The 26,171-nt window shown below is 38.9% G+C and carries 25 protein-coding genes and 3 pseudogenes; 16 read left to right on the top strand and 12 right to left on the bottom strand.

Translation table 11 applies throughout. The features are described 5' to 3' along the window. Positions 1-34: 34 nt before the first annotated feature. The 3 genes from H5088_RS02065 to H5088_RS20225 all read right to left on the bottom strand — a co-directional run bounded on the left by H5088_RS02065 (position 35) and on the right by H5088_RS20225 (position 2,964). Positions 35-886: a universal stress protein gene (locus tag H5088_RS02065; protein WP_024596346.1), complete on the bottom strand. Its 852-nt coding sequence runs from the start codon at positions 884-886 to the stop codon at positions 35-37. 10 nt (positions 887-896) lie between these two features. Further along, positions 897-2,387 (bottom strand): SulP family inorganic anion transporter, encoded by a 1,491-nt coding sequence (locus tag H5088_RS02060; protein WP_182711647.1) that lies wholly within the window; start codon positions 2,385-2,387, stop codon positions 897-899. 271 nt (positions 2,388-2,658) lie between these two features. After that, a complete protein-coding gene (locus H5088_RS20225; RefSeq protein ID WP_310737269.1) occupies positions 2,659-2,964 on the bottom strand; it encodes an NrtR DNA-binding winged helix domain-containing protein in 306 nt (101 codons plus the stop codon). 146 nt (positions 2,965-3,110) lie between these two features. Between H5088_RS20225 and H5088_RS02050 the strand changes: the two genes are divergently transcribed. Then, positions 3,111-3,566: a carbohydrate binding domain-containing protein gene (locus H5088_RS02050; RefSeq protein WP_259398077.1), complete on the top strand. Its 456-nt coding sequence runs from the start codon at positions 3,111-3,113 to the stop codon at positions 3,564-3,566. A 184-nt stretch (positions 3,567-3,750) separates the two neighbouring features. On the opposite strand, the gene H5088_RS02045 is transcribed toward H5088_RS02050, so the two are convergent. Continuing rightward, positions 3,751-4,704, bottom strand: coding sequence for an MBL fold metallo-hydrolase (locus tag H5088_RS02045; RefSeq protein WP_182752092.1), 954 nt, complete (start codon positions 4,702-4,704; stop codon positions 3,751-3,753). A gap of 266 nt (positions 4,705-4,970) precedes the next feature. Continuing rightward, positions 4,971-5,315, bottom strand: a complete 345-nt coding sequence (locus H5088_RS02040; protein WP_045984457.1) for a DoxX family protein — start codon at positions 5,313-5,315, stop codon at positions 4,971-4,973. A gap of 164 nt (positions 5,316-5,479) precedes the next feature. Between H5088_RS02040 and H5088_RS02035 the strand changes: the two genes are divergently transcribed. Beyond that, positions 5,480-6,367 carry a LysR family transcriptional regulator gene (locus H5088_RS02035; protein ID WP_182752091.1) on the top strand — a complete coding sequence of 296 codons (888 nt, stop codon included), beginning with the start codon at positions 5,480-5,482 and terminating at the stop codon, positions 6,365-6,367. Between the two features lie 27 nt (positions 6,368-6,394). On the opposite strand, the pseudogene H5088_RS02030 reads toward H5088_RS02035, so the two are convergent. From H5088_RS02030 to H5088_RS02015, 4 genes and pseudogenes are all read right to left on the bottom strand, one after another. Further along, positions 6,395-6,547 (bottom strand): annotated as a pseudogene (locus tag H5088_RS02030) (transaldolase); the annotation flags it as partial. A 36-nt stretch (positions 6,548-6,583) separates the two neighbouring features. Further along, positions 6,584-7,600: pseudogene (locus H5088_RS02025) on the bottom strand (xylose isomerase); the annotation flags it as partial. 282 nt (positions 7,601-7,882) lie between these two features. Beyond that, positions 7,883-9,250, bottom strand: a complete 1,368-nt coding sequence (locus H5088_RS02020; protein ID WP_101163049.1) for a TrkH family potassium uptake protein — start codon at positions 9,248-9,250, stop codon at positions 7,883-7,885. Next, complete coding sequence (locus tag H5088_RS02015) at positions 9,247-9,906, bottom strand: TrkA family potassium uptake protein (protein ID WP_182672167.1); 660 nt, start codon at positions 9,904-9,906, stop codon at positions 9,247-9,249. Before H5088_RS02015 ends, H5088_RS02020 begins: the two co-directional genes overlap by 4 nt. Positions 9,907-10,087: 181 nt before the next feature. Here H5088_RS02015 and H5088_RS02010 point away from each other — a divergent pair, with 181 nt between their 5' ends. Next, on the top strand, positions 10,088-11,392 hold the full coding sequence (locus H5088_RS02010) for a DUF4118 domain-containing protein (protein WP_154903777.1): 1,305 nt from the start codon (positions 10,088-10,090) through the stop codon (positions 11,390-11,392). After that, the gene (locus H5088_RS02005; protein WP_154903778.1) at positions 11,385-12,053 is read left to right on the top strand and encodes a response regulator; all 669 of its coding nucleotides are present in this window, start codon (positions 11,385-11,387) and stop codon (positions 12,051-12,053) included. Before H5088_RS02010 ends, H5088_RS02005 begins: the two co-directional genes overlap by 8 nt. Before the next feature lie 47 nt (positions 12,054-12,100). Here H5088_RS02005 and H5088_RS02000 read toward each other — a convergent pair. Continuing rightward, positions 12,101-12,391 (bottom strand): annotated as a pseudogene (locus H5088_RS02000) (MFS transporter); the annotation flags it as partial. A gap of 263 nt (positions 12,392-12,654) precedes the next feature. Between H5088_RS02000 and H5088_RS01995 the strand changes: the two are divergent. Further along, a complete protein-coding gene (locus H5088_RS01995) occupies positions 12,655-14,304 on the top strand; it encodes a carboxylesterase/lipase family protein (protein WP_182752090.1) in 1,650 nt (549 codons plus the stop codon). 760 nt (positions 14,305-15,064) lie between these two features. Here the strand turns inward: H5088_RS01995 and pobA are convergent. Next, positions 15,065-16,273, bottom strand: coding sequence for a 4-hydroxybenzoate 3-monooxygenase (pobA, locus tag H5088_RS01990; RefSeq protein ID WP_182752089.1), 1,209 nt, complete (start codon positions 16,271-16,273; stop codon positions 15,065-15,067). A gap of 121 nt (positions 16,274-16,394) precedes the next feature. Between pobA and H5088_RS01985 the strand changes: the two genes are divergently transcribed. After that, positions 16,395-17,267, top strand: coding sequence for a helix-turn-helix domain-containing protein (locus H5088_RS01985; protein WP_182752088.1), 873 nt, complete (start codon positions 16,395-16,397; stop codon positions 17,265-17,267). A 5-nt stretch (positions 17,268-17,272) separates the two neighbouring features. Here H5088_RS01985 and H5088_RS01980 read toward each other — a convergent pair whose 3' ends face one another. Beyond that, positions 17,273-18,412 carry a LysR family transcriptional regulator gene (locus H5088_RS01980; protein WP_259395096.1) on the bottom strand — a complete coding sequence of 380 codons (1,140 nt, stop codon included), beginning with the start codon at positions 18,410-18,412 and terminating at the stop codon, positions 17,273-17,275. Between the two features lie 197 nt (positions 18,413-18,609). Here H5088_RS01980 and H5088_RS01975 point away from each other — a divergent pair, with 197 nt between their 5' ends. From H5088_RS01975 to H5088_RS20430, 10 genes are read left to right on the top strand one after another with little or no spacing between them, the layout of a single operon-like run. Then, positions 18,610-19,299, top strand: coding sequence for a 4-carboxy-4-hydroxy-2-oxoadipate aldolase/oxaloacetate decarboxylase (locus H5088_RS01975; RefSeq protein WP_154903784.1), 690 nt, complete (start codon positions 18,610-18,612; stop codon positions 19,297-19,299). Continuing rightward, entirely contained in the window at positions 19,300-20,373 is a 1,074-nt protein-coding gene (locus H5088_RS01970) for a 4-oxalomesaconate tautomerase (RefSeq protein WP_182716387.1), read from the top strand. A gap of 49 nt (positions 20,374-20,422) precedes the next feature. Next, a complete protein-coding gene (locus H5088_RS01965) occupies positions 20,423-21,442 on the top strand; it encodes an amidohydrolase family protein (protein WP_182752087.1) in 1,020 nt (339 codons plus the stop codon). Then, positions 21,439-22,332: an amidohydrolase family protein gene (locus H5088_RS01960; RefSeq protein ID WP_182752086.1), complete on the top strand. Its 894-nt coding sequence runs from the start codon at positions 21,439-21,441 to the stop codon at positions 22,330-22,332. Before H5088_RS01965 ends, H5088_RS01960 begins: the two co-directional genes overlap by 4 nt. A 9-nt stretch (positions 22,333-22,341) precedes the next feature. Then, entirely contained in the window at positions 22,342-22,731 is a 390-nt protein-coding gene (ligA, locus tag H5088_RS01955; protein ID WP_058429838.1) for a protocatechuate 4,5-dioxygenase subunit alpha, read from the top strand. Positions 22,732-22,733: 2 nt separating this feature from the next. Next, a complete protein-coding gene (locus H5088_RS01950; RefSeq protein WP_104642979.1) occupies positions 22,734-23,573 on the top strand; it encodes a class III extradiol dioxygenase subunit beta in 840 nt (279 codons plus the stop codon). A gap of 14 nt (positions 23,574-23,587) precedes the next feature. Continuing rightward, complete coding sequence (locus H5088_RS01945) at positions 23,588-24,532, top strand: Gfo/Idh/MocA family oxidoreductase (RefSeq protein ID WP_182752085.1); 945 nt, start codon at positions 23,588-23,590, stop codon at positions 24,530-24,532. 20 nt (positions 24,533-24,552) lie between these two features. Continuing rightward, positions 24,553-25,539: an aldo/keto reductase gene (locus tag H5088_RS01940; protein ID WP_182752084.1), complete on the top strand. Its 987-nt coding sequence runs from the start codon at positions 24,553-24,555 to the stop codon at positions 25,537-25,539. Positions 25,540-25,563: 24 nt separating this feature from the next. Further along, positions 25,564-25,857, top strand: coding sequence for a hypothetical protein (locus H5088_RS20435; protein WP_310737268.1), 294 nt, complete (start codon positions 25,564-25,566; stop codon positions 25,855-25,857). After that, positions 25,836-26,153 (top strand): hypothetical protein, encoded by a 318-nt coding sequence (locus H5088_RS20430; protein WP_310737267.1) that lies wholly within the window; start codon positions 25,836-25,838, stop codon positions 26,151-26,153. Before H5088_RS20435 ends, H5088_RS20430 begins: the two co-directional genes overlap by 22 nt. The last annotated feature ends 18 nt before the right edge of the window (positions 26,154-26,171 follow it).

The raw sequence follows: 26,171 nt of genomic DNA, 5'->3' as shown, positions 1-26,171 counted from the left end.
GTGATTTTAGGCTTTTTGGTGCAGGTTATTAAATTTATTTTAAAATAACCACAGGCACATCGCTGTTCTCGAGCATTTTAATTGTGTTACTGCCCACAAAAAACTGCCTTAGTTTAGAGTGCCCAAATGCACCCATTACAATTAGTTCTACATTATTTTGTTCTTTATATTGCATTAACGAGTCAAAAATATTGCCCTCTAAAAAGCTTGCCGACACTTCAAAGTCCATACTGATAAGCTTGTGCTGTGCGTTAACAAATTTTTCTTCAAGGTCTTTTTCGTTATTTTTAATACTCACTAAATGACAATGCAAACCATGTAACAAGCCGCCATCAATCACTTGTTGTAGCGCTTTGTCGGCTGTTTCGCGGCCGTCGTACGCAATCATAAATGATTTAGGTTGTTTAAATGTTTCAGGAATAAGCAAAATAGGTTGTGTTGCATTGCGCACTAAGGTTTCTATATGTGAGCCCAGCACCGCGAAGCTATTACTATGTCCAGCACCATTTTGGCCAATAACAATAAGGCGTGTATCGTCTTTTAAGTCTATAACGGTATCGAGCAAATCACCGTGGCGCTTAATTAGTTCAAAATTAGTAACACCTGCCGATTTAGCATGCTCACTTACTGAATTTAATAATTCGTCAGCCATTTTTAAACTTACTTTGCAGCGTTGTTCGTCAAGCTTAGTCATTTCATCAAGAAGTGTTGACTGTGCACCAAGCCCAATACTACCAGAGTAGTCGCCGATATTAGTTTGCTGCGTTTTTTCAATTGTATGCACAAAGCTAATTGGTTTATTTAGCTTTTTTGAAGCCCAAATAGCAGCATCGGTTACATTTTTAGTAATGGCTGAGCCATCTACATAGGTAATTATTTTAGTCATTGCATTCTCCTTAATGTCCGCCAAGTAGTTTTTCGACTTCTTCAGGGTTGTTATGCACACCAAATTTATCAATTACAGTTTCGGTTGCGCTATTCATACCAATAATACTAACCGTTGCGCCTTCACGCCTAAATTTAATAACCACCTTGTCGAGTGACGATACACCAGTTATATCCCAAAAATGTGCATGGGTTAAATCAATTACCACGTTAGAAACCGCATTTTTAAAATCGAACGATGCAATAAATTGCTCAGCTGAGGCAAAAAATACTTGGCCAACGACTTCATAGGTTATTTTATCGTTGCTTTCATCATGCTTGGTTTTAACCACCATAAAGCGACCAATTTTATTGGCAAAAAACAACGTAGCTAACAACACACCAACTAAAACGCCAATGGCTAGGTTATGCGTGGCAACAACCACAATAACGGTGGAAATCATCACAACATTTGATGAAAGCGGGTTCTTTCTTAAATCCTTAACAGATGTCCACGAAAACGTACCAATCGATACCATAATCATTACCGCAACTAATGCTGCCATAGGAATTAAACGCAGCCATTCATCTAAAAACACCACCATGATGATTAAAAATAAACCTGCAATAAAGGTAGAAAGCCTGCCGCGACCGCCCGATTTAACATTAATAATTGATTGCCCAATCATAGCGCAACCCGCCATACCACCAAATAAGCCTGCGCCAATATTAGCAATACCTTGGCCCTTACATTCTTTATTACGATCGCTCGTTGTATCAGTTAAGTCATCAACAATAGTGGCGGTCATCATTGACTCAAGTAAGCCCACAACAGCAAGACCAATTGAATACGGTAATACAATTTGCAGTGTTTCGAGTGTTAGCGGTACATCGGGCCATAAGAATATAGGTAGAGTGTCTGGCAGTTCGCCCATGTCGCCAACGGTTCTTATATCAAGACCCAAAAATATTGAAATCAGTGTAATAACAACAATACACACTAAAGGAGAGGGAAGTATTTTGCCAATAGTTGGAATATACGGAAATAAGTAAATAATACCTAAGCCCGCTGCGGTCATCGCATAAACATGCCAAGTAACATTAGTCAGCTCAGGTAACTGCGCCATAAATATTAAAATCGCCAGCGCGTTTACAAACCCTGTTACAACAGAGCGCGATACAAAGCGCATTAATTCACCGAGCTTTAAAAAGCCTGCAAATATTTGTAGTACACCAGTAAGTAAGGTGGCAACCAGTAAGTATTCCAAACCATGATCTTTAACCAGCGTCACCATTAACAGTGCCATTGCACCGGTGGCCGCCGATATCATGCCAGGACGTCCGCCTACAAAGGCAATAATAACCGCAATACAAAATGAGGCGTATAAACCTACTTTTGGATCAACACCGGCAATAATAGAAAAGGCAATAGCTTCAGGTATTAGGGCAAGCGCCACAACAATACCAGCAAGCACATCACCACGAACATTAGAGAGCCAATCTCTTTTTACGTGATCAAACATGTAATAAACCTAATTAGTTAGTTTCCCAAAGTATAGGGGAATATTTTATTTAAATAACAGTGATTCTCGCGCAGGCGGCGATTAAGGTTGCACGTAACGTGCTGATGAAAAAGGGGAGTGGTTGCCTAGGGCGGCGTAAGTTTCAAGAAAAAAGCTCCTTTTGATTAGTTTATATTAATAATGCGGACGAATTATAAACATCACATATATATTAGCAATATGTTATTTGGCCTTAAAGACCAAACATTAATTTAATTATGCATTTGCTTATTTAAAACTCAAATGTAAAACCAAACTCTCTTAGTTTTTCGTATACGTTTATATCAAAACGGTACAAAGTAGCAGCTCGGTGAGCTACGTTGGTTTGTTTTTCTTTGCAGTTTATTAGTAAGTTCATTTTTTGGAACTTACGTCTAAAGTTAGGCTTATCGAGTGATTTATTTAAAATCGACTCGTGCCTTACTTTATAGCGTAAGTAATCTAAGCCACTTTTCAAAATGTCGGCGTGGTCAAACATTAAAGGGGGAACGTTATTTACATCAAACCATTCACATTCTAAAGCATTGTCGCCGCTCACAAGATTGGTTTCTTCAAAGCGTACGAGCGAATAGTAAACAATGGTTATAATACGTCTAGCAGGGTAGCGGTCAACGTTACCAAACGCACCTAACTGATCTAAATAAAGGTTTTCAACACCGGTCGTACTTTTAACAACACGCAGAGCTGCTAACTAATGGTGACTTTGAAGCCGGTCTTGATTCATGGCAATCACGAGGCAGTGCTACTATTTCACTTGAAACAACCCAAGCTCACAGCGGAAATAATGGTGCATTAGTACAAGGGCGAGCTGAAACGTGGAATGGGTTACAAAAAGATGTAAAAGGCCTATTTACAGCGGGCAAAACCTATAATGTATCTGCGTGGGTTAAGTTATCTGACGATAACGCAGCGGTATCGCCAGGAATTAAACTTACACTGCAAATTGAGCATGCGAGCACTGAATACCTCGAGCTAACCACTGTTACAAACGTAGTTGCAGGCGATTGGGTAAAGCTTTCGGGCACTTATACCCATTCAATAACAACCGAGGAAAGTGCGGCTTTACTTTATGTGGAGTCAAACGAACTGACTGCTGATTTTTATGCAGACGACGTATCGGTCATTTTGGTAGAACAATAAACCAAACTAAAAGTAATTAACCCCACATTTGATAGTCTGTATTTTTATACAGACTATCAAATGTGGGCTTTCATAAAAAGAAGTGCACTATGCTTTTATATTAGTAATGAGTAACGCTTTAAAGCGACATATACCGTCATTATAAATACATTAGCACGATAACGCCGGTGCGTGAAAAGCTATATTAGTTTGACTCAAATGACGAAAGTTTCTTTTGAACGTTATTTCGTAATACATCGTCTATGTACTCATTAAATGCCTTATTACCGGTTACCACGGGGTTTCGTTGATCAGATTTACGATTTTTTAATGTAATAATTTGATTAATTAGATCATGTGAAAACGGGTGGTTTGAGATACTTCCATCAACATCGTTTTTGTTTGCAATTTTTTGAAAATAATTTAAAGAGTGCAAATAAGTTTGATTTGCTTCTTTAGTATCCGGTAAACCGGTACCTCCCCAAAGTGCAACTGTATGAGGTATGCCATTATCTGTAACAGGTATTATCAAAGACAACCCACCAGGCGTATGCCCTGGTGTAGCAAGTACCGTTAAATTAGTTTTGCCTAAACTTATTTTTTCACCATCGATAACTTGGGTGTAAGTGCTAGGCAATGGTATTTCGGTAGAGAAATTACCGAAAGGATCAGTTAATACAGGTGCATTTGGATTATGGATGTAGTCCCACTCATTTTTTCTCATTAAAACTTTAGCGCCATAATGTGATTCAAAGTAGTGAGCGCCACCATAATGGTCGCTGTGGCCGTGAGTAACTATCACGTATTTAATATCTTCAGGATTTAAGCCTAACTTTTTTAGTCCAGGAACAATCACACGTTTGGCATCGTGCGGGGTCCACATGGTATCGATTAAAATAATGCCCTCAGTTGTAGTGATAACAAAAGTACCTACGCTGACATATCCTACAAAATAAAGGTTATCAAATAGCTGAGTGGGTTCAATAACAGTGGTATTGAACAAATCACTAGAGGTTAGCGAGGAAGGTAATTTATTTAATCTAGTACTTATTTTATCTTCACTCAATTTTGTAATATTACCGTCATTTGATGTTGTGCAGCCGCTCAGTAAGTAAGTTATTACTGTAATCGAGAAAATGCCTAAAAATGTTTTTTTCATATTTTACACCTTAGTTAATTAGGCATATTAAAAGCCCAAGTAATAAACTTTAGTACGTCGTATATTTAATTATTAAATACAGGGTATGAACTCAAAATTAAAATTTAATGGATAAAACAACCTTAGCCTTTGTTTGTTTAGAGATCGAGTTTGTTATCTTTAGGCTAAATGAGAGATGCGAAAGCATTTGTCATTTTGTAAATGAGGGTTTGAATAACGATAGAAGCGAATATATCGTTATTCATTGTATTGAAAATAGCTCTAGTTTACTTACTATCCAAGGCGTTTATATCATTGACTCGGTTAATTATGATATTAATTAAAAAAGCACATAAAATAACGGCAGGTATTGCATTGGCAACACTGTCGTAAACTACATGAAAAAATGTTGCACCAGCCATAATAACTAACAAACCACTTGCAGCTAAAATGCTTAGTTTTTTGATCCAAATAGCAATAGCACCTGCAAGTTCACTTGCACCAATAAAATAGCCAAACCAAGCAGGTAAACCCATAAGAGCAAAAGATAAGTGCATTTGCTCAACTCCTGCTAGTTTTGCAGAGCCTGCAGCTATAAAGGCAAGTGTTGTTAATCCTAGTGATGTATACATAAAAATTCTTTTTACTTTTGTGCTCATGTTATTCCCAACTTTAATAAGAGTGATTTAAGCAGATGCTTAGCTTTTGACGTTAGAATAATCACAGTTCTTGTTAATTAATATTGAATGTTTTTTTATAAGATATAAACTTTAGCTTTACATGTTTGGCGTAAATTATGAAATTAGAACAGCTTAGTATGTTTGTTACTGTTGCTCAGGTTGGATCATTGAGTGAAGCAAGTGCTCTTTTACACAAAACTCAACCAGCTATAAGCCAAGGTATTAAGCAACTAGAAAATACCCTTAACTTTGCCTTATTTAGTCGTAATGGTTATCGGTTAGAGCTTACCAGTGCAGGAAAAACTATGTTTCATAAGGCTATGAAATTGCTAGATGATGCAGCACAACTTAAACAAGTTGCACACCACATAGCACAGGGGAATGAGGTAAGTATAACGATTGCAATTGAAGCATCATTTAATTTAAAAGGTATTTTACCATTACTAAAAAATATGCAAAATCAGTTCCCTGAAACTCAAATAATAATCAGGCAAGAGTACATAACAGGTGCAATTGAAGCCTTACTTGATGGCGGTGCCGATCTGTGTATAACACCAACAATGGAATTTTCTGCACAAGAAGAGAAAATTGAAAAGCATTTGTTAAATAGCGGCTCATTAATCAATGTAGCTTCCCCTTTGTTGTTAAAGCGAAATCCAAACCTTAGGCAAGCCACTGATTTGTTGAACGAATACCAAATAATTGTGCAGGACTCAGGCACTGGTTCAAAAAACATAGAGTGGGGTGTACAGCAAGGTCAGCGACGATGGTATGTAAATGACTTTCCAACTAAAAAAATGCTTATCGAAAGTGCAATGGGTTGGGGCAAATTACCAGGTTATTTAGCTGATGAAGGTATTGTAAATAATACTCTTCAAATGCTGTCACTTAGTGATGTGCAAAATATAACGCCTCTAAAATATTACATTATTAAGAAAAGGGGAGAAGTGTTGGGGCCTGTAGCAGAGGCTGTGTGGGAGCAATTTAAAAACTATCAGATATAACAATCTTATATATGTGAAAAACTTATTTAAGTGTTTATATTGAGGTAATTTTGCAGCTTGTAAAATTAACGAAGGATTGGTTTTTGCATCAACCGGTTGTAGGGCTTTGATTGACTCTACATCGCCACTGTCGGCAACGACCGTGGTTACTTTTTTGAGTTGTTCTAACAAGTTCATAATGATGTACGCCTCGGCTTTAAAACCGAGGCGATGTCCTTATACGTAGCGGTTAACAATATTCTCAAGCAGCTCTTGTCGGCCAGAAACTTGCTTAGGATAGATGTCGTTTTCGTGTACTAACGCAGCAAGGCTCTCAAGTGATTGTTCACCTTTTAAAATGCTTTGGCCTAGGTCTTCTTTCCAACCTGCGTAACGTTTTTCTACAAAGTCAGAAAGCTCGCCGCCTTCAATCATTGCTGCTGCATTGAGTAATGCTTTTGCCATCGTATCCATACCACCAATGTGGCCGATGAATAAATCATCGCGTTCACACGATTGACGACGAAGTTTAGTATCATAGTTAAAGCCACCGGTTGTAAAACCGCCATTCTTTAAAATTTCGTAAACGACAAGTGTTCACTCAGCTACATCGTTAGGGAATTGATCTGTATCCCATCCGTTTTGCATATCACCACGGTTAGCATCAATACTACCCATAATACCTTTAGCGCAAGCAACGGCAATTTCGTGGTGGAAGCTATGACCTGCAAGTGTTGCGTGGTTTGCTTCAATGTTTACTTTAATTTTGTCTTGTAAGCCGTGCTTGTGTAAAAAGCCTGCAACCGTTGCTGTATCGTAATCGTACTGGTGCTTAGTTGGCTCTTGTGGTTTTGGCTCAATTAATAATGTGCCTTTAAAACCAATTTTTTTCTTGTGTTCTACAACCATTTTCAAAAAGCGTGCGTACTGCTCGCTTTCTTGCGCAAGGTCTGTATTTAGTAGTGTGTCGTAACCTTCACGACCACCCCAAAGTACGTAGTTTTCGCCGCCTAAACGATGCGTAATTTCCATTGCATGTTTAACTTGCGCTGCTGCATATGCATACGTATTAGGATTAGGGTTTGTTGCACCACCGGCACAAAAACGTTTGTTTGAGAACAAGTTAGCAGTACCCCACAGTGGCTTTACACCAGTGCGTTGCATTTCTTTTTAGATAATGTTAGCTATGTGCGTTACGTAATCGAGGCTTTCTTGTAGTGTTTTGCCTTCAGGGGCAATATCAACATCATGAAAAATATTTGTATTTAAGTTTTTACACGAAACCAAAGGCAAAGAGCTTGAACAAATGAAAGGGTAAATATTACCCCTTTAATAAGCGCCAAAACTATTGTAATAGTTTGGCGCTTATTTTATTTATTTTCATATCTACAATGAAAAAGAGTGCTTATATTCATTTTTATTTTTCTATAAAAGACTCCTAATAGATAAAGTTATATTTAGGAGTCATTAATTTTCTAACTTGCACCGCAATAGTACCTTACATAAATTATGCTGGCTAAGTGGCCTTAATAATAGTTACCCTATTTGTATGGTTGTTTTAGCAAATTTAAGAGGTTGTAATTTAGGTTTTGCAAAACAATAAGCAAATGTCAGTGGACCTACTCTGCCAATCAGCATAAGTAAAATTATTATTAGCTGGCTTGGCATACTTAAATTACTAGTAAAATCACGAGATAGCCCTACAGTGCTCAATGCCGAAATTACTTCAAAAGTAATATCTAAAAGAGACGCTTGCTCGATTTTACTCATAATCATGATGCTTAAAAAAGCCGTAAATAAGTATAAAATTACAACACTCAGTGCTTTTATCACAAGTTTGTCGCTTAGCTCTCTGTTAAATATGGTTACCTGTGGTTTTTGGCGTAAATAACTATACATAGCAAGTAGTAAAATAACAAAAGTTCCTATTTTAATGCCGCTTGCTGTACTTACCGAACCGCCACCTATTACCATTAATAACAATGTAAGCAATGTCGAGTCGGAACTGAGCTGGCTAATAGGTAAAGTATTAAAGCCTGCAGTACGTGGTGTAACTGCTTGAAACCAAGCAGCAATTACTTGCTCGTTAATAGGTAGGTTGGCAAGTGTGGCTGGATTTGAATATTCAAATAAAAAAATAAGCAAAAATGCACTGCAATTTATTACAGCACTTGCAATTAATACAATACGTGTATTAGTTGCTAATTTATGCCAGCGACGTTGTTGATATATATCTATTAAAACGGTAAACCCTAAGCCACCGATTATAAATAATGCACTGATAATAAGATTAACAGATACATCACTTTTAAAAGCCATTAAGCTATTACTATCGAGTGCGAACCCGGCATTGTTAAAAGCCGAAATAGTATAAAATAGACTTTGATAGGCGCTACCCGCAATACCATAGTCATCTACCCAGCTAATAAAAAGTAAGCAAAATGCTATAGTCTGAATTATTAGCGAGTAAGTTATTACACATCTAGCCACATGGATCACTCCATTTAAATCGCTGGTATCGAATGCTTGGCTTGCAAGTAAACGTTGTTTTAATCCTAAGTTTTTACCAATACTTAAAAATGAAATAACGGCCACAGTCATAAAGCCGATTCCTCCAATTTGAATAAGTACCATAACAACACATTGCCCAAATGTGGTTAGCGCAGTACCTGTATCAATAACAACTAAGCCTGTAACTGTAACCGCAGAGGATGCAGTAAAAAAAGCTTGAATAAAGCTAAGCGATTCAACACTTGCAAAAGGTAATAGTAATAAGCAAGTGCCTAAAATAATGAGAGCAAAAAAACCAGCAGTTAAAATTAAAGGGGGGTTAACAGGCCTTTTGAAATTTTTTAAACGGCGATTAAATTGCTTTGGAAGTACGTGTGCTTGCCAGTTGATCATAAAGCTTTAAACCGTTTGGTGAGTTTTGTTAGGTAATGTTTAGAGCCCAGTAATACAAGGCTATCACCATGGCGTAACTCGGTGTCGAGTGTTAGGTCTGTATTAAAATTATCATCTCGGCGTAAGGTGAGCGGTTTTATATCTGAGTTACGGTCTTTTAAAAGCCAGCCAATATTGCGCCCTGATAAATGTAAATCTATGGCAAGCTCAACAATAAATGTAGATTGTGTAAGCGCAAAGTACTGGTTAACCATAGGGTAGTTAAGTGCATGTGCTACTCTGATACCCATTTCTTCTTCGGGGTGAATAATACGGGATACGCCAAGTTTACTTAAAATTTGATGGTGACTTTTAGAGCACGCCTTAACCCATATTTGTTTAACACCAAGGTTTTTTAAATGCAGCACGCATAAAATACTCGCTTCTATGTTTTCACCAATTGCAACTAATACAGCTTGGCAGCTGGTTAAGTCGAGTCGAGCAAGCTGTGTTTCATCACTAGCATCTAAAATGACAGTGTAATTTAACTGATTAGCAAACGTGTTAATGGTGCTTTCGCTTATATCGGCTGCGCAAACGTGATGCCCCTGATTAGCAAGCTCAAGCGAGGCGGTAACACCAAAACTACCTAATCCAATTACTGCAAACTGTGCCATGTGTGTTCCTATTAAAAAATACGACATAGCAAAGACTATGGAATTTTAAAAAAGAGTCACCCCATATCAATTAAGCTTTATAAACATTTAACACTACAGCCAAAAATCTTTATAAAAACTTTATACACAACGTATTAAAAAGCAGTAACCTATAAAAAGAGAATTTTATGGGAGTGCACAAATGGGTATTAATAAATGGCTTAAGCCGCTTTTATTAACAACAATTGCGCCTATTTTTATTGTGCTGGCTATTTTTCCAGTTCGAGAGTGGCTAACGACCACCGACATTGTGATGTTGCAATTACTTTGGGTGGCATGGGTTGCGGTGCGTCAAAATGCCGCCTTAGCGGGGATTACAACGTTAGTTAGTGTGGCATGTACCGACTGGTTTTTTGTACTGCCGTATTTTACATTTCATATCGAAAAAATTGAATACTTAGTCACTTTTACTGTCATGCTTATAGTTGGCTTGATGATAAGCAAATTGGCGGGCGAGCTAAGTAAAAACGTTCGTGATACCCAGTTACATGCCAGTAATACACGATGTTTATATGAGTTAGCTAAGGCGCTTAATGGGCTTGATGATATAAACGCTCAGCGCCAAGTATTTACAACCTCGATTAAAAACCATCTAGGTATTACACTTCGTTGGAACAATAATACAATGGATAATGGAGAGTACTTCAATATCGAACAAAACACACAATGGGGCGGCTTTAGTTCAGATGCCGAACTTAGTCCTGAAAACCGTGCATTTATAGATACGGCACTGTCTTTGTTGTTTCAGGTCCACGAAAACTCAAATCTTAGAAACCAGTCTGCATCGATGAAAGTACAAGCAGAGTTAGAACGTGCTAAAAACGCATTGCTGCGTAGTTTATCTCATGATCTACGCACGCCTTTAGCTACTATTATGGGCTCATCGAGTATGTTAGCTGACGAAAATATTGAGCTGAGTAAGGCATCAATTACAGAACAAGCAAAAAATATTTATGAGCAAAGTGAAATCTTAAATCAGCATTTTAATAAAGTGATGGAGCTTAGCCGGGTAAATAAAATAGGAGAGCAGCTAGCATGGCAAGCTATCAACGTACATACACTTGTTACTGAGGCTAAAGCACGCAGGCAGCAGCAATTAAGTGGTTTTAACTTAGTGTTAGTCTTTGATAAAGCTACTTGTTGTATAGGTGATATAACACTTTTAGAAATCGCGCTTGCGAATATATTCGAAAACGCGGCACGTTACGGTGATGGAGTGGCGACAGTGGACTTTAATACTGAGCGAATTGCTAATATAACACACTATAAAATAGCCGTAAGCAATCTCATAGTTACTCATCCAAGCAGTTCGGATGAAGGAGTTGGGCTTGGTAGCGTAATTTGCGATGTAGTTGCTCAGTTTCATCAAGGCGAATTTGTATTAGCTATTGATGAGCTGACCCAAGTAGCCACAGCAATACTTAGCTGGAGTGCAAAGAATGATTAATGTATTGGTGCTAGAAGACTCACCTGCATTGCAAAGTTTTTTAAAAACATTACTAGGTGCCAGTGGCTATAACGTATCAATTAGTGCGAAAGGGCTTGATGGTTTTTCATTAATGAGTGAGCAAAGCTTTGACTTAGTGTTACTTGATTTGGGATTGCTTGATATGGATGGACAAGCTTGGTTACTTGAAGTACGACAATGGAGCCAAATACCAATATTAGTGCTTTCGGCTCGCGATGGCGAGGTGGAAAAGGTTACAGCCCTTGATAATGGGGCAAACGATTATATAACCAAACCTTTTAGTGCAAACGAACTTCTGGCAAGAATGCGTGTGCTACTAAGAGTAAATACACAGCCGAGTTTGGCACTGCAATGCGGTAGCATCATTATAGATCCGCATAAGCACACAGTTACGCTTAACAGTAGCGATGTTAAGCTCACTAATAAAGAATATAAAATTTTGCTTATGTTATTTCAAAATAAAGATAAAGTGCTTACTCATAATGCTATTTTAAGTCAGGTATGGGGGGAGCAATACATTAATAGACCTGAGTATATTCGTGTACATGTAGCGCAACTAAGACAAAAGCTTGAAGTAAACCCTGCAAGCCCAATTCATATCTTAACTGAGCCAGCGGTAGGTTATAGATTAGTTGGGTAGGCACTAAAAAATTATCGTCCTAAATTTAGCTATTTAGGACGATAAAGTTACACGTTTTCTAGTTTCGTTCCTTTGGTTTCTGTTACTAAGTAAATAACAAAAAGCACCGATATTAATGCGAAAAATGCATAGAGCGAATATGCGAGTACAAGCCCTCCAGCGGCTAGCAATATGGGAAAGGTAATAGTGACTAAAAAATTAGCCAGCCATTGAGCAAGCCCTGCAACTCCTAAGCCTAATCCTCTCATGCTATTTGGGAATATCTCGCCGAGCATTACCCACATTACGGGACTCCATTAAAGGTTAAAAAAGAATACATATAAGTTGGCCTTTACAAGAAAACCAAAGCAGCAAAATCTTGATTCCATACAAAAAATTAGTAATAACCGCTCATGGACATAGCCGAAGTTGATATAAAAGCTGAACATTCAGCTAACCCAATACAAAGCGAATTAAACCTGCTCTACAGAGTAGTGCTCTTTTTATTTCAGTGTGAGATACCCAAGTTAGTAATACTTATATAATGCGGCTTTTTCATGTGGCTGCATTAATCAATAAGCAATTGCTTAATAAGGCAACCTGCTTAATTTAGGAATTTAATATGAATACCTTAAAACGAATTCGCTTTATCATTGCAATGTTTATGAGCATAAGTATTTGTGCGAACGGGCAAGACTCAGCTGAACTTAATGAGCAAGCAAAAGCCACACATAATGTGATTGCAAAAACACAATTAGGGCTTGTTAAAAGGGTATCTGTACTAGATACAAAAATGCCAGTTAATAAATTTTTGGGGATCCCTTATGCACAAGCACCTAGTGCTAATTTACGCTGGCAGGGACCTAAAAGTGCGACTCAGTGGCGAGACGTGCTTGATGCAACTCAATATGCCCCTGACTGTATGCAAACCACATTTCCTGGTGATTCGGCGCCCCTAAAAGGCTCATTGAGTGAAGACTGCCTTTACTTAAATATATGGGCACCAGCACAAGATATCACTCAAAAGCGCCCAGTTATGGTGTGGATACACGGTGGAGGCTTTGTCAATGGCGGTTCGTCAGCGGCTATTTATAGTGGTCAGTCGTTTGCCGAATCGGGCGTTGTATTTGTTAGTTTTAACTACAGGTTAGGGCGTTTTGGTTTCTTTGCTCATCCTGGGTTGAGTGAACAAAGCAAAAATACACCGCTTGGAAATTACGGCTTAATGGATCAAATCGCGGCCCTAAAATGGGTTAAAAATAACATTACCCATTTTGGTGGAGACGCTGATAATGTAACACTTTTTGGTGAGTCAGATGGTGGGCGCTCGGTGAATTTTCATATGTTATCGCCCCAATCTAAAGGGCTTTTTCACAAAGCGATTGTGCAATCAGGGGGTGGTAGAAGTGATTCGACAGAGACGGTCGTATACTTAAATAAAAAAGGCACTAAAGGTAACCCTTCAGCTGAGGATGCTGGCATTCAATTTGCAAGAAGTGTGGGAATTAATACCAATGATATAAAAGCACTCGCAAAACTACGTGCTTTACCTGCAGAAAAGGTATTGAGCGGTTTGAATATGATGAACGCAAATACGCCTACTTACAGCGGGCCTATGATTGACTCATCTATTGTATTAACAAGTGTCGAGGAGGGGTTTGCTCAAGCTCTACAAACAAAAGTTCCACTTTTTATTGGCAGTACGGATTTTGAGTGGGGATTTTTAAAAGACTACAATCCGAAAGGTGCTATTGCAATAGCCACAGAAACGCTCGAATCAGTGAACAATAAAGCTCAGTTTACTAAAGCGTATGCGCCATTTGTGCTAGCTAAAAATGGGGAGTTAAATTATCCACTGCTAGGCTCTATGATATTCGGTGATAAGCGTTTTGTAGAACCTGCGCGCTATATTGCAAGCAAAGCGAGTATGAGTGAACAGCCTACATGGCTTTATCGTTTTAATTACGTCCCTAGCCACTTAAAAGGCAAAGTTGATGGCGCATACCATGCCACTGAAATACCTTTTGTATTTAATACTCTTGCGCAAAATCCGTTAACATCGCAAAACGATTTTAAAATTGCCAGTGCAATGCACGCTGCATGGGTAAGGTTTGCTAAATACAGCAACCCGTCACCTAAGCAAGGCATTGCTTGGCCTAATTACAATGCTAAAGATAATAGAATAATTGAATTTAACGAGAACGGAAGTGAGGTAAAACAAGACCCACTTGAGAATCGCTTAAATGAGATAACCAATCTAATTAGTCAATAAACATTTATAGAGCCCGTATATATACGGGCTTTTATTGGCATAAATATTAAATTTTCATAACTAAAATTTATATTTTTAGAGCGTGTTGATATGTGTTTATTAAAAAATTAAACAAAGCATGTTTAGTGCATTTTAAGCATGATATTAGATTTTAATGTATTAACCATTTGGTCCGTCTGTTAGGCTGATTCAGTATGCTAAAGCTGCATATGTGCCATTTAAATTAAACTCAAATACCACACAATAGCATTAAATCAAGGCGCAAACCCTGACCAAAGCGTTGCTGTTTACTTTTTAATTATTACGAAAAATTTCATTGATTCAGTAAAATTGTAGCTAGGTAAGCCGTATTTATTGGGTAGCAGACATGGCCTTAACGATTCAAATACATAGCTTATAGCTTAAAAGGAAAAGTTTAGGAGGCATATTATACAATTTGAATTCAATTGTTTTGATTCTGTGAAAGTTAAATTTCAGCAGCAAATCACCTCCAGATAAAATGTTGCCACTGAAATGTATGTTGTTTGGGTTAAATTTGTTACATATGGCAACCCATCACCTTATTTTACTCAAAATTTGCCACTACTTTCAGCGATAAAGAATGAAATTATTGAATTTAATCAGTTTTGGTAAGCTATCAAAAACGATCAGATAGTTAAGCTTTTAAACGATATAACTAAGTTAGTTAACTAATTGTATATTAATAAATAAAGCCCATGTTACTAATATCATATGAGCTTATTATTTTAAGGGAACTTGTTTAAATTTTCTCGTATGGCATTCCCACATATTGGATTGCTATTACTTTTTTACCTTCTTCATAATTTAGATGAAAATCAAGGTCGGATGCCATGAATCGTTCAAGCGTTTTAGTCTCGTTTTCATTCATGTTGTCATCATCGTATTCATGCAGCATGTTTGACATCCACCATGAGAATCGCTCGGCGTGCCATACTCTTTTTAATGCTATTTCGGAGTATTTGGCTACCGCATCAGGTTCCTCACCATTGTATGTCTTATCTAGCAATTTGCTGAGGGTGGATACATCAGATGCTGCCAGATTAAGACCTTTAGCGCCTGTAGGTGGTACAATGTGAGCGGCATCGCCAACTAAAAATAAGCGTCCATCTTGCATTGGTTCACATACAAAGCTACGCAGAGGGGCAATACTTTTTTCAATGCTGGGGCCGGTAATCAGCATCTCAGCTACGTCTTCAGGTAAGCGTTTTTTAAGCTCAGTCCAAAATTCATCATCAGACCAATCTTCAATTTTATCAGTTAATGGCACCTGTAAATAATAACGTGAAAGGGTTGAAGAGCGCATACTAGCTAAAGCAAAGCCTCGTTTAGTTTTACAGTAAATAAGCTCATCAGCAACGGGGGGAGTATCGCTAAGTAACCCAAGCCAGCCAAAAGGATAAATACGTTCAAATTCGTTACGTTTTTCTTTAGGGATAGATTGTCGAGAAACGCCATGAAAGCCATCGCATCCAGCAATATAATCACAGTCTAATTTATATTCAATACCATTTTGTGTAAACGTTACAAATGGGGAGTTTGAACTTTGCTCATGAATGGCAACATCACTAGACTCATAATAAGTCGTTGCCCCTATGTTTTGGCGCGCTTGCATTAAATCACGGGTAACTTCTGTTTGCCCGTAACACATAACGGTGCTGCCATTTGTAAGTGCCTTTATATCGATTCGATGACGTTGACCATAATGTGCTATTTCAAAGCCATCGTGAATGTGGCCTTCCTTTTTCATTCGCTCATCTACACCAGCTTCTGCTAGTAGACTCACTAATCCTTGTTCTAAAATACCTGCACGAATACGACCTAAAATATATTCGCCTGATGCGCGCTCTATAATTATGTTATCGATCCCCTTTTTAGCTAGAAGTTGACCGAGTAACAATCCAGAGGGCCCAGCGCCAATGATTGCTATTTTAGTTTTTAATGATTGCATTTTTATACTCGTTGAAAACATCGTGTTCTTTTATATTGCTCATTAGTTAATGTTTAAACCATTCACAATTGATGTCATCTGTTGTACTTTTGAGTCAAAGTTAATTTGAGTACACGTGCACATGAATAAAAAAATTCCATTTTATGACCTATACGGAGAGCCGTTTATTCGCCAAGAGCCAGGTGCTGTTCATGTTGAAGATATAGCTTATCGAAGCAGTGAGCTTAAATGGGAGATATCACCACATCGTCATAATAAGTTAGTTCAAATTGTAATTGTTTTTAATAACTCTTGGGCTGCGAGGTTAGATGAAAGAGAGTATCAACTGAATGGGGATTGGGGGGTAATTATTCCGGCTGGTGTTGTACATGGCTTTCATTTTAAACCACGCACACAAGGCTTTGTAATTTCAATAGACGACAGTTTTTTAGTAAGCAATTATGGTGAGACTAGCCTGAATCAATTGTTATTAAAGCCATTAACGGTTGAGTTTGAAAATGCAGCACGTTTAGTGCATTTAAAGCACCACATAGAGCTGCTAATGTATGAAATTAATTATAATGAATTAGGTTCGCCTATTGCCGTTGAGCAATTGCTAAAATTGATATTATTAAATATTTTTAGGCAAAAAAACACTACTCTTTTGGCAAGTAACGCCCGCAGTCGAGAAACAGAAATAGTCGTTAATTTTAGAAGCTTAATTGAGCTAAATTATACCTCACATATGACTATTCCTGACTACGCTGAGAAGCTACATATATCTACTTCAAAGTTAAACCGTATTTGTAAAAGTTTATTAAATGATTCTCCCAAAGCAATTGCTCATCAACGTCTGATCACTGAGGCAAAGCGACGTTTAATCTATACTACACAAACAATCGACGAAATAGCGCTTCATTTAGGATTTAAAGATAGCGCGTATTTTTGCCGTTTTTTTAAGTTAGCCACTAATACAACCCCAACATTATTCAAGCAACAGTCGAATATTAACTAGCTCGATTAAAGCATGCGCGTATTGTTTTTAATTATTGTTAAAAAACGCGATTGCATTTGGGTAGGCTGCCAGTCTTTTCGTATCGTCAGTCCTATACTACGGTCAGTATCGGGCAGTGTCATCGGGCAGATAGCTAATATTCCTGTTTGTACTTCTATTTCAACTTGCTTGGCTGGTAACAAGGCCGCTCGAGAACTGTTTAATAAAATACCGCGCGCAGCAACTTGCGAGCTGCACTCTATTACATGGCTTGGTGGTGGTAAACCTCGGCTAACAAATATGTTACTAAAAACCTGCCACGCGGGTGTGCTTTTGTTAGGTGCTACCCAATCAAGTTGCTGGAGCTCTTTTGTTGATATTGTTTGGCGGCTTGCCAAAGGGTGTTGAGCATTTACTACAACACAAAGTTGATCTTTAAATAATGGAATTTGTTCAATATCATTATGTTGAGCAGGGATGCGTAATGCACCGACAATGATGTCAATTTCACCATGAAGTAAGTTAGCTAGCTGCTCTTGGTATGGACCATCTATAATACTTAGCTGGGCATCAGGAAATTCATTATTTAAAGCAATAATACTCAATGGCACAATAGCTGAGCGTGCCAATGGTAAGCTACCTACTTTTAGAGCACCATCCATTTGTCCATTAAACTCCCTCATTTCATAAATACCTTGGCGTAATTCAGAGAAAAACAGCTTTGCAAAACGATTTAGCAAGTTTGCCGTCCAAGTAGGTTCAATACCCACGGGTGAACGTACCGCGAGGTCCTTTTTACATAGTTGCTCTAAATCTTTGATGCTGCGGTGTAAGGTGGGTTGCGACAAATTAAGTTTATTGGCTGCAGCGGTGTAGTTTTTCATTTGTACTAAGTGTATGAGTGCTACTAATTGCTTTGAAGTGACAGAGCGATTAAAGGCATCTTGCTTATGTTTATTATTAAAAATAACCCTCGAAAATTCATCCAAATACTCAAATGCACGTTCAACCCGATTTAGAAAAAATATACCGCTTGGCGTCGGTGTCATCCCCGAGTGGGTCCGAATAAATAGGACTTGATTAAGTTCGTTTTCAAGTTTTTTAATGCCTTGGGTGAGTGCCGACTGGGTTAAGTGAACAGTATTAGCTGCCTTGCTTAACGACATTAAGTTCTTTATATACAAGGCGCTTAACAAATGTCTATTGTTAAAATTCATTTTTATTTAACTCACACATTAATATTTGATTACTACCACTATAGAAAAAACTAATGTCCTTTGACAGCTTTTTAAAGTTCTTTATATAGCTGACTTCAATATACTCATTGCATCAATAGCGTTTAATTATAAATAAGGTAAATAGTATGGCTGTGTGTATTACAGATATAGCGCGCCCTAATAAAGAGATATTAGAAAAATACCAAAATGCTGAAGTTGCAACGGTACATGAGGCACAAGGTCGCGTTGGCTTATTAGCCAGCTATATGAAGCCTATTTATCGCTCTGCTCGTATTGCTGGCAGTGCAGTAACATGTGAAGTGGCTCCTGGCGACAACTGGATGATTCATGTAGCTGTAGAGCAATGTCAGCCAGGTGATGTACTTGTTGTTACACCTACGAGCGGGTGTATTGACGGTTTTTTTGGTGACTTGTTGGCAACTTCATTACAAGCGCGAGGCGTTAAAGGTTTAATTATTGATGGTGGCGTACGCGATATCGCAACACTGACTGAAATGGGCTTCCCGGTTTGGTCTAAAGATGTTTATGCGCAAGGTACAGTTAAAGAAACCATTGCAAATGTCAATGTGCCAGTTGTGTGCGCAGGGGCTTATATAAAACCTGGAGACATCATTGTTGCTGATGATGATGGCGTTGTTGTTGTTGAACAAAGTCGTGGTGAAGAGGTTCATGAAAAAGTCCTGAAACGTGTTGCTAACGAAGAAGACAAGCGAAAGCGTTTAGCTTCGGGTGAGTTAGGCTTGGATATATATGCTATGCGCGAGCGTTTAGCAGCTAAAGGCTTAACTTATATAAAGCAAAGTGAGGATAAGTAAATGCACGCGGCTATTCCTTGCTCAATTATGCGCGGTGGTACCTCTAAAGGGCTTTATTTTTTAGCCAGTGATCTTCCGAGTGATTCCTCAAAGCGCGATGAATTACTGTTACACATAATGGGGTCGCCTGACACAAGGCAAATTGATGGTTTAGGTGGTGCGCATCCTCTCACCAGTAAAGTGGCTATTGTTGAAAAATCAATGCGAGCAAATACTGATGTGGATTACCTTTTTTTACAAGTTGTAGTTGATAAAGCGGTGGTGAGTGATACACAAAATTGTGGCAATTTACTCGCCGGTGTTGCGCCATTTGCAATTGAGCAGGGTTTAGTGAATGCAAAAGAAAAAACAACCGATGTACGAATTCATATGCTAAATACTGCAGCCTCAGCTGTGGCACGCGTTCAAACTCCTAATGGCAAAGTAAGCTATAAAGGGGAGGCCGTAATCGACGGTGTACCAGGTTCAGCAGCGCCTATCACGCTCGACTTTCTAGATATAGCGGGTGCCAATTGTGGTGCACTTTTTCCTACGGGTAATGCCATAGATGAAATTAATGGGTATTCAATAACCTGTATTGATAACGGCATGCCAGTGGTTATTTTAGATGCTAGCGAGTTTGGTTTAGTGGGTGATGAGTCGCCTAATACACTCGAAGATAATACCGATTTAAAGCAAAAGATTGAAGCTATTCGTTTAATCGCGGCTAAGATGATGAATTTAGGGGATGTAACTAATAAAACGATTCCAAAAATGTCTTTAGTAAGCCCTGCAAAAAATGGTGGGGTAATTAACACTCGAACATTTATACCCCACCGTGTTCATGAGGCTATTGGGGTGTTAGGCAGTGTGAGCGTAGCAAGTGCATGTGTTTTAAAAGGTACAGTAGCCTATAGGCATGCTAACCAAAACTTTATTGATGGGGAGTTTGATATCGTTGTTGAGCATCCAACGGGTCAGTTTACTGTTGAAATGCAGGTATCAGGTATCGCTCAACTGAGCACTTATAAAATACATCGTTCTGCGCTGTTAAGAACCGCGCGCTTATTAATGGTCGGCTCAGCAATGGCTTGATCGACTACTAAAAGATAGTTTCAATAATACTCTCAGCAGGAGACACACAATGATAATAGACTGCCACGGACATTACACAACAGCGCCAGAGCCATTACAACTTTTTAGAGAAGCGCAAATTAAAGCATTCAAAGAGGGAAAAGCGCTCCCAGACGTTCCCCATATTTCAGACGATGAAATTCGCGAAAGTATTGAAAAAAATCAGTTAAAATTGCTCGATGAGCGCGGCCTAGACATGACCATTTTTTCACCTCGTGCATCGGCTATGGCGCATCACGTAGGTAATGAAGAGGTATCAAAACAATGGACCTCAGCGTGTAATGATTTAATAGCAAGGGTTGTTGACTTATACCCTACGCGCTTTATAGGAGTGTGCCAATTACCACAATCGCCGGGAGTACCGATTGAAAATTCAGTTGTTGAGCTAGAGCGCTGTGTTAATGAATTAGGATTTGTTGGCTGTAATTTAAATCCTGACCCTTCTGGCGGTCATTGGACTTCAGCGCCGTTAACCGATCCAAGTTGGTTTCCACTTTATGAAAAAATGGTTGAATTAGATGTTCCTGCAATGATCCATGTATCGGGCTCATGTAATCCAAATTTTCACGCAACAGGTGCGCACTATATGAATGCTGATACCACCGCATTTATGCAATTTTTGCAAGGTGATTTGTTTAAAGAGTTCCCTGATTTAAGGTTTATTATACCTCATGGTGGTGGAGCTGTGCCTTATCATTGGGGGCGTTACCGAGGATTGGCTGATATGATGAAGCAGCCACCTTTAAATGAGCACGTAATGAAAAATGTGTATTTTGATACCTGCGTTTATCACCAACCGGGGATTGATTTATTAGTAGACGTTATTGATACTAAAAACATTTTATTTGGCTCTGAAATGATTGGTGCCGTGCGCGGTATTGATCCACAAACCGGGCACTATTTTGATGATACTAAACGTTACATTGACACATTAGAAATATCGGCAGCGGACAAAAAAGCGATATTTGAAGAAAATGCGCGTCGCGTATACCCACGTTTAGACGCCAAATTAAAAGGGTTGGGTTTATGAGTCAATTTGTAATGGATGCCGATTGGCTTCATTGGCATCAATCGCCATCACAACCTAGCTTTGAGTTACCGAAAGGGGCTGTTGATGCGCATTGTCATGTGTTTGGTCCTGGCAATGAGTTTGGTTTTGCACCCGAACGTAAATACACACCATGCGATGCATCAAAACAGCAGCTCTGGGATTTACGCGACTACTTAGGGTTTAGTCGAAATGTGATAGTGCAAGCAACCTGTCATGGAGCTGATAATAATGCGATGGTAGATGCGCTTTTGGCATCAAATGGTTTAGCACGTGGTGTTGCAACTATTAAAGAAGATATTAGCGACGCTGAGCTTGATAGATTGCATGCTGCAGGTGTTAGAGGTGTACGCTTTAATTTTGTTAAGCGGTTAGTTGATGCTTTGCCATTTGACTCGTTAAAACGCATTGCAGAACGAATAGTTAAACGTGATTGGCACATTGTTATTTATTTTGAAAGCCAAGATTTACCCGAGCTTTATGATTTTTTCACTAGTTTACCAACGATATTAGTTGTTGATCATATGGGGCGCCCAGATGTTACTAAATCTGTTGAAGGCGAAGACTTTGCGTTGTTTTTAAAGTTTATGCGCGAAAATGAAAATGTATGGTCTAAAGTAAGCTGCCCTGAACGAATTTCTATTGATGGTCCAAATAAAGGCTACCAAGATGTTGTTCCTTTTGCGCGCAAAGTCGTCGAAAGTTTTCCTGACCGTGTTTTGTGGGGCACAGATTGGCCTCACCCAAATATGAAAAGCCACATGCCTGACGATGGTAAATTAGTGGACATGATCCCGCTGTTTGCCCCCACTACTGAATTACAGCAAAAGTTATTAATTGATAATCCAATGCGTTTGTATTGGTCAAAATAAGGAATATATATGGCTATTAATAAACCTTACAAAGAGGTGCCAGGTACCACTATATTTGACGCCGATATGGCGCGTTTAGGTTTTCACTTAAATCAATTTTGCATGTCGTTGATGAAGGCGCCAAATCGTGAAAGGTTTAAAGCAGGTCAGAAAGCCTACCTTGATGAGTGGCCAATGAGTGAAGCACAAAAAGAAGCGGTTATAGCACGTGATTACAACAAAATGATGAGCTTAGGCGGCAATATTTATTTCCTTGCAAAAATCTTTTCTAGCGACGGTATTAGTTTTCAAGCCGCAGCATCAACGATGACGGGTATGACACAAGACGAATACGCGCAAATGATGCTATCAGGGGGTCGTGTACCCGACAGCAGTAATACATTAAAAAAAGGAAGTTAATCATGGCCAAAATAAAAGCAGGTGTTGCAACATCACATGTTCCGGCTATTGGTGCCGCAATCGATAATGGCATAACTGATAATGAGTATTGGAAACCATTATTCGAGGGGTATGATTACGCTAAAGAATGGATAAAGGAGCAAAAGCCGGACGTTGTATTATTGGTATATAACGATCATGCAACCGCGTTTGACTCTAATTTAGTTCCTACCTTTGCGATTGCAACAGGTGAAGAGTTTAAACCAGCCGATGAAGGGTGGGGGCCACGTCCTGTACCCAATGTAAAAGGCTATCCTGAATTTGCATCACATATTGCTCAATCTGTTATTCAAGACGACTTTGACTTAACTGTTGTTAATACTCTAGATGTTGATCATGGCTTAACGGTTCCGTTATCGCTAATGTTTGGTCAGCCTGAAAATTGGCCATGTAAAGTTATACCTATTGCTGTCAATGTAGTACTTTATCCAACCCCATCTGGGCAGCGTTGTTACAATTTAGGTAAGGCCTTACGTAAAGCTGTAGAAAGCTTTGATGAAGACCTAAATGTACAAATTTGGGGGACGGGCGGCATGAGCCATCAATTACAGGGGCCACGTGCAGGTTTAATTAATAAAGAATTTGATAATGCCTTTTTAGATGACATTGTTGATGATGCTGAAAACTTAGCCCTAAAACCTCATCTTGAATACATTAACCTTGCTGGCTCTGAAGGGATTGAGCTTATTATGTGGCTTGTAATGCGTGGAGCGCTCAATGATGAGGTTGAATTAAAGAAGCGTCATTATCATGTACCCGCATCGAATACTGCTGTTGGTCATCTTGTTTTAGAAAATAAATAACCTGGAGAAATTTTATGAAAGTAATTGTTGTTGGACCAGGCGCATTTGGCATTAAGCACCTTGATGGTATTAAAAATATCGATGGTGTTGAAGTGGTTGCACTCGTTGGTCGTACGCCAGAAAAAACTCAAAAAGTGGCTGATGACTACGCCATACCACAAGTTTTTACGAGCTTAGACGATGCGCTTAAAATTGATGCAGATGCAGTGATTTTATGTACACCCACTCAGCAACACGCTGCGCAATCTATTCAATGTATGGAAGCGGGTAAGCATGTGCAAGTTGAAATCCCATTAGCAGATAGCTGGGAAGATTCATTAAAAGTAGTTGAGGTACAAAAGCGCACGGGGCTGACCTGTATGGTTGGGCATACTCGCCGCTTTAATCCATCTCATCAATGGGTTAATAATAAAATTTCGGCTAACGAGTTTAATATTCAGCAAATGGATGTACAAACGTACTTTTTCCGTCGTAAAAATATTAATGCTAAAGGCGAGGCCCGGTCATGGACTGATCATCTGTTATGGCACCATGCTGCTCACACTGTTGATTTGTTTGCTTATCAAGCTGGCGCTAAAGTGGTTAAAGCTAATGCTATTCAGGGGCCAATTCACCCAGAGCTCGGTATTGCTTTAGATATGTCTATTCAGTTATTAGCTGAAAATGGTGCAATTTGTACCCTATCATTATCGTTTAACAATGATGGGCCTTTAGGGACATTTTTTCGCTATATCGGTGACACAGGTACATATATAGCACGCTATGATGATTTAGTGGATGGCAAAGAGAATGCGATTGATGTCTCTAATGTTGACGTATCTATGAATGGCATTGAGCTACAAGATAGAGAGTTTTTTACTGCTATCAAAGATGGCCGAGAACCTAACTCGAGTGTTAATCAGGTACTTGATTGTTATCGTGTGCTTCACGACTTAGAGCAACAATTAAATAATCAATAATTAATCGCAAAGGAGGGGGTATGAATAAGCGTCAAATTAATGGTTATAGCGTTAATCCAATTGGGTTGGGGTGTATGAACTTGAGCCATGCCTATGGGCATCCTCCCTCAAATGAAGCTGCAATTAATTTATTACACGAGGCGATTGAGTTAGGTGTTGAACATTTTGATACTGCCGCTTTGTATGGGTTTGGTAAAAATGAAGCTCTGCTAGGCAAAGCAATAAAACAACACAGAGATAAAATTTTTTTGGCGAGCAAGTGTGGTATGGCCGGCGTTAATGGCAAACGCGTTATTGATGGGCGCCCTAAAACGCTTCGCTCAACAATAGAATCGTCCTTAACTAGACTAAATACAGAAGTCCTAGATTTATATTACCTGCATCGTATGGATAAATCTGTCCCGATTGAAGAGAGTGTTGGTGAGCTTTCGCGTTTAGTTACTGAAGGAAAAATTAAAGCAATTGGCTTATCTGAGGTATCAGCTGAGTCAATAATGCGAGCAAATAGCGTACATTCGATTGCAGCAGTGCAAACAGAGTATTCGTTATGGACGCGTAATCCTGAGATTGCAGTGCTCGAAACATGTAAGCATATAGGGGCTGCTTTTATTGCATTTTCACCATTAGCCAGAGGCTTTTTAACTGATCAGGTTACCAGTCGAGAGGCACTAGTTGAAAGGGATATTAGACGTGGAATGCCGCGCTTTAACGAACCTCACTTTAGCAAAAATAAGCAATTGTTAAGTGCACTAAAATCTATTGCACAGAGCACACACTTAACACTGGCTCAATTGTGTTTAGCTTGGGTGCTTCATCAAGGTGAGCATGTACATGTTATTCCTGGCACACAGAATAGTGATCATTTAGCCGATAATGTAAGTGCTGAAAATATTGTACTGTCTGCAGAACAGTTAACGCAACTATCAGCTTTATTCTCACCATCTTCAGTTAGTGGTTCGCGTTATCCTGAAGCAACTCAAGCAGAAATAGATACCGAAGAGTTTTAAATGTAGCAATTAAGGTCTTTCGGTTTGAGCTTATTACTAAATGATTTACTCTCCCCGCTTTATGCGGGGATTTTAATTGCATCCGCTTTTTTTGGATCATTTATTACTGCCGCATTTGGTGCAGGAGGCGGCTTATTACTACTTCTTACAATGGCCTCAATGCTGCCTATGTCCATTGTCATTCCTGTTCATGGCCTTGTTCAGTTAGGCTCTAATGCGACTCGTGCAATAGCAACGTATAGATACATTGACCTAGATATGTTGGCTTATTTTTCAGTAGGGGGCTGTTTGGTGCTGTGTTATCGACTACCGTATTAACACAAATAGCACTTGAGCCGATGAAAATTGTGTTGGCAATATTTATTTTTTATTTGTTGTGGGGTCCAAAGCCCAAATTTAGTGGCACATCACCAAGCGTGCGCCTTATTGCAGGGTTGAGTACTGCCTTTCTCTCTGTATTTGTTGGCGCTAGCGGCCCAATTGTAAGCAGTTATTTGTATACAAAAGAGTATGAAAAATTAAAATTTACGGCAACATTTTCAAGCTGTATGGCACTTCAGTATGTATTAAAAGCGGCGGTTTTTAGCGTTGTTGGATTTGCTTTTCTTGATTAGCTGCCTTTAATTTTTTGT

The organism is Pseudoalteromonas sp. SR43-3, from assembly GCF_014163875.1.
In the GTDB taxonomy this organism is placed as follows: Bacteria; Pseudomonadota; Gammaproteobacteria; order Enterobacterales; family Alteromonadaceae; genus Pseudoalteromonas; species Pseudoalteromonas distincta.
The sequence above is the reverse complement of the archived record's forward strand: the minus strand, read 5'-3'. Positions and strand labels throughout refer to the sequence as shown.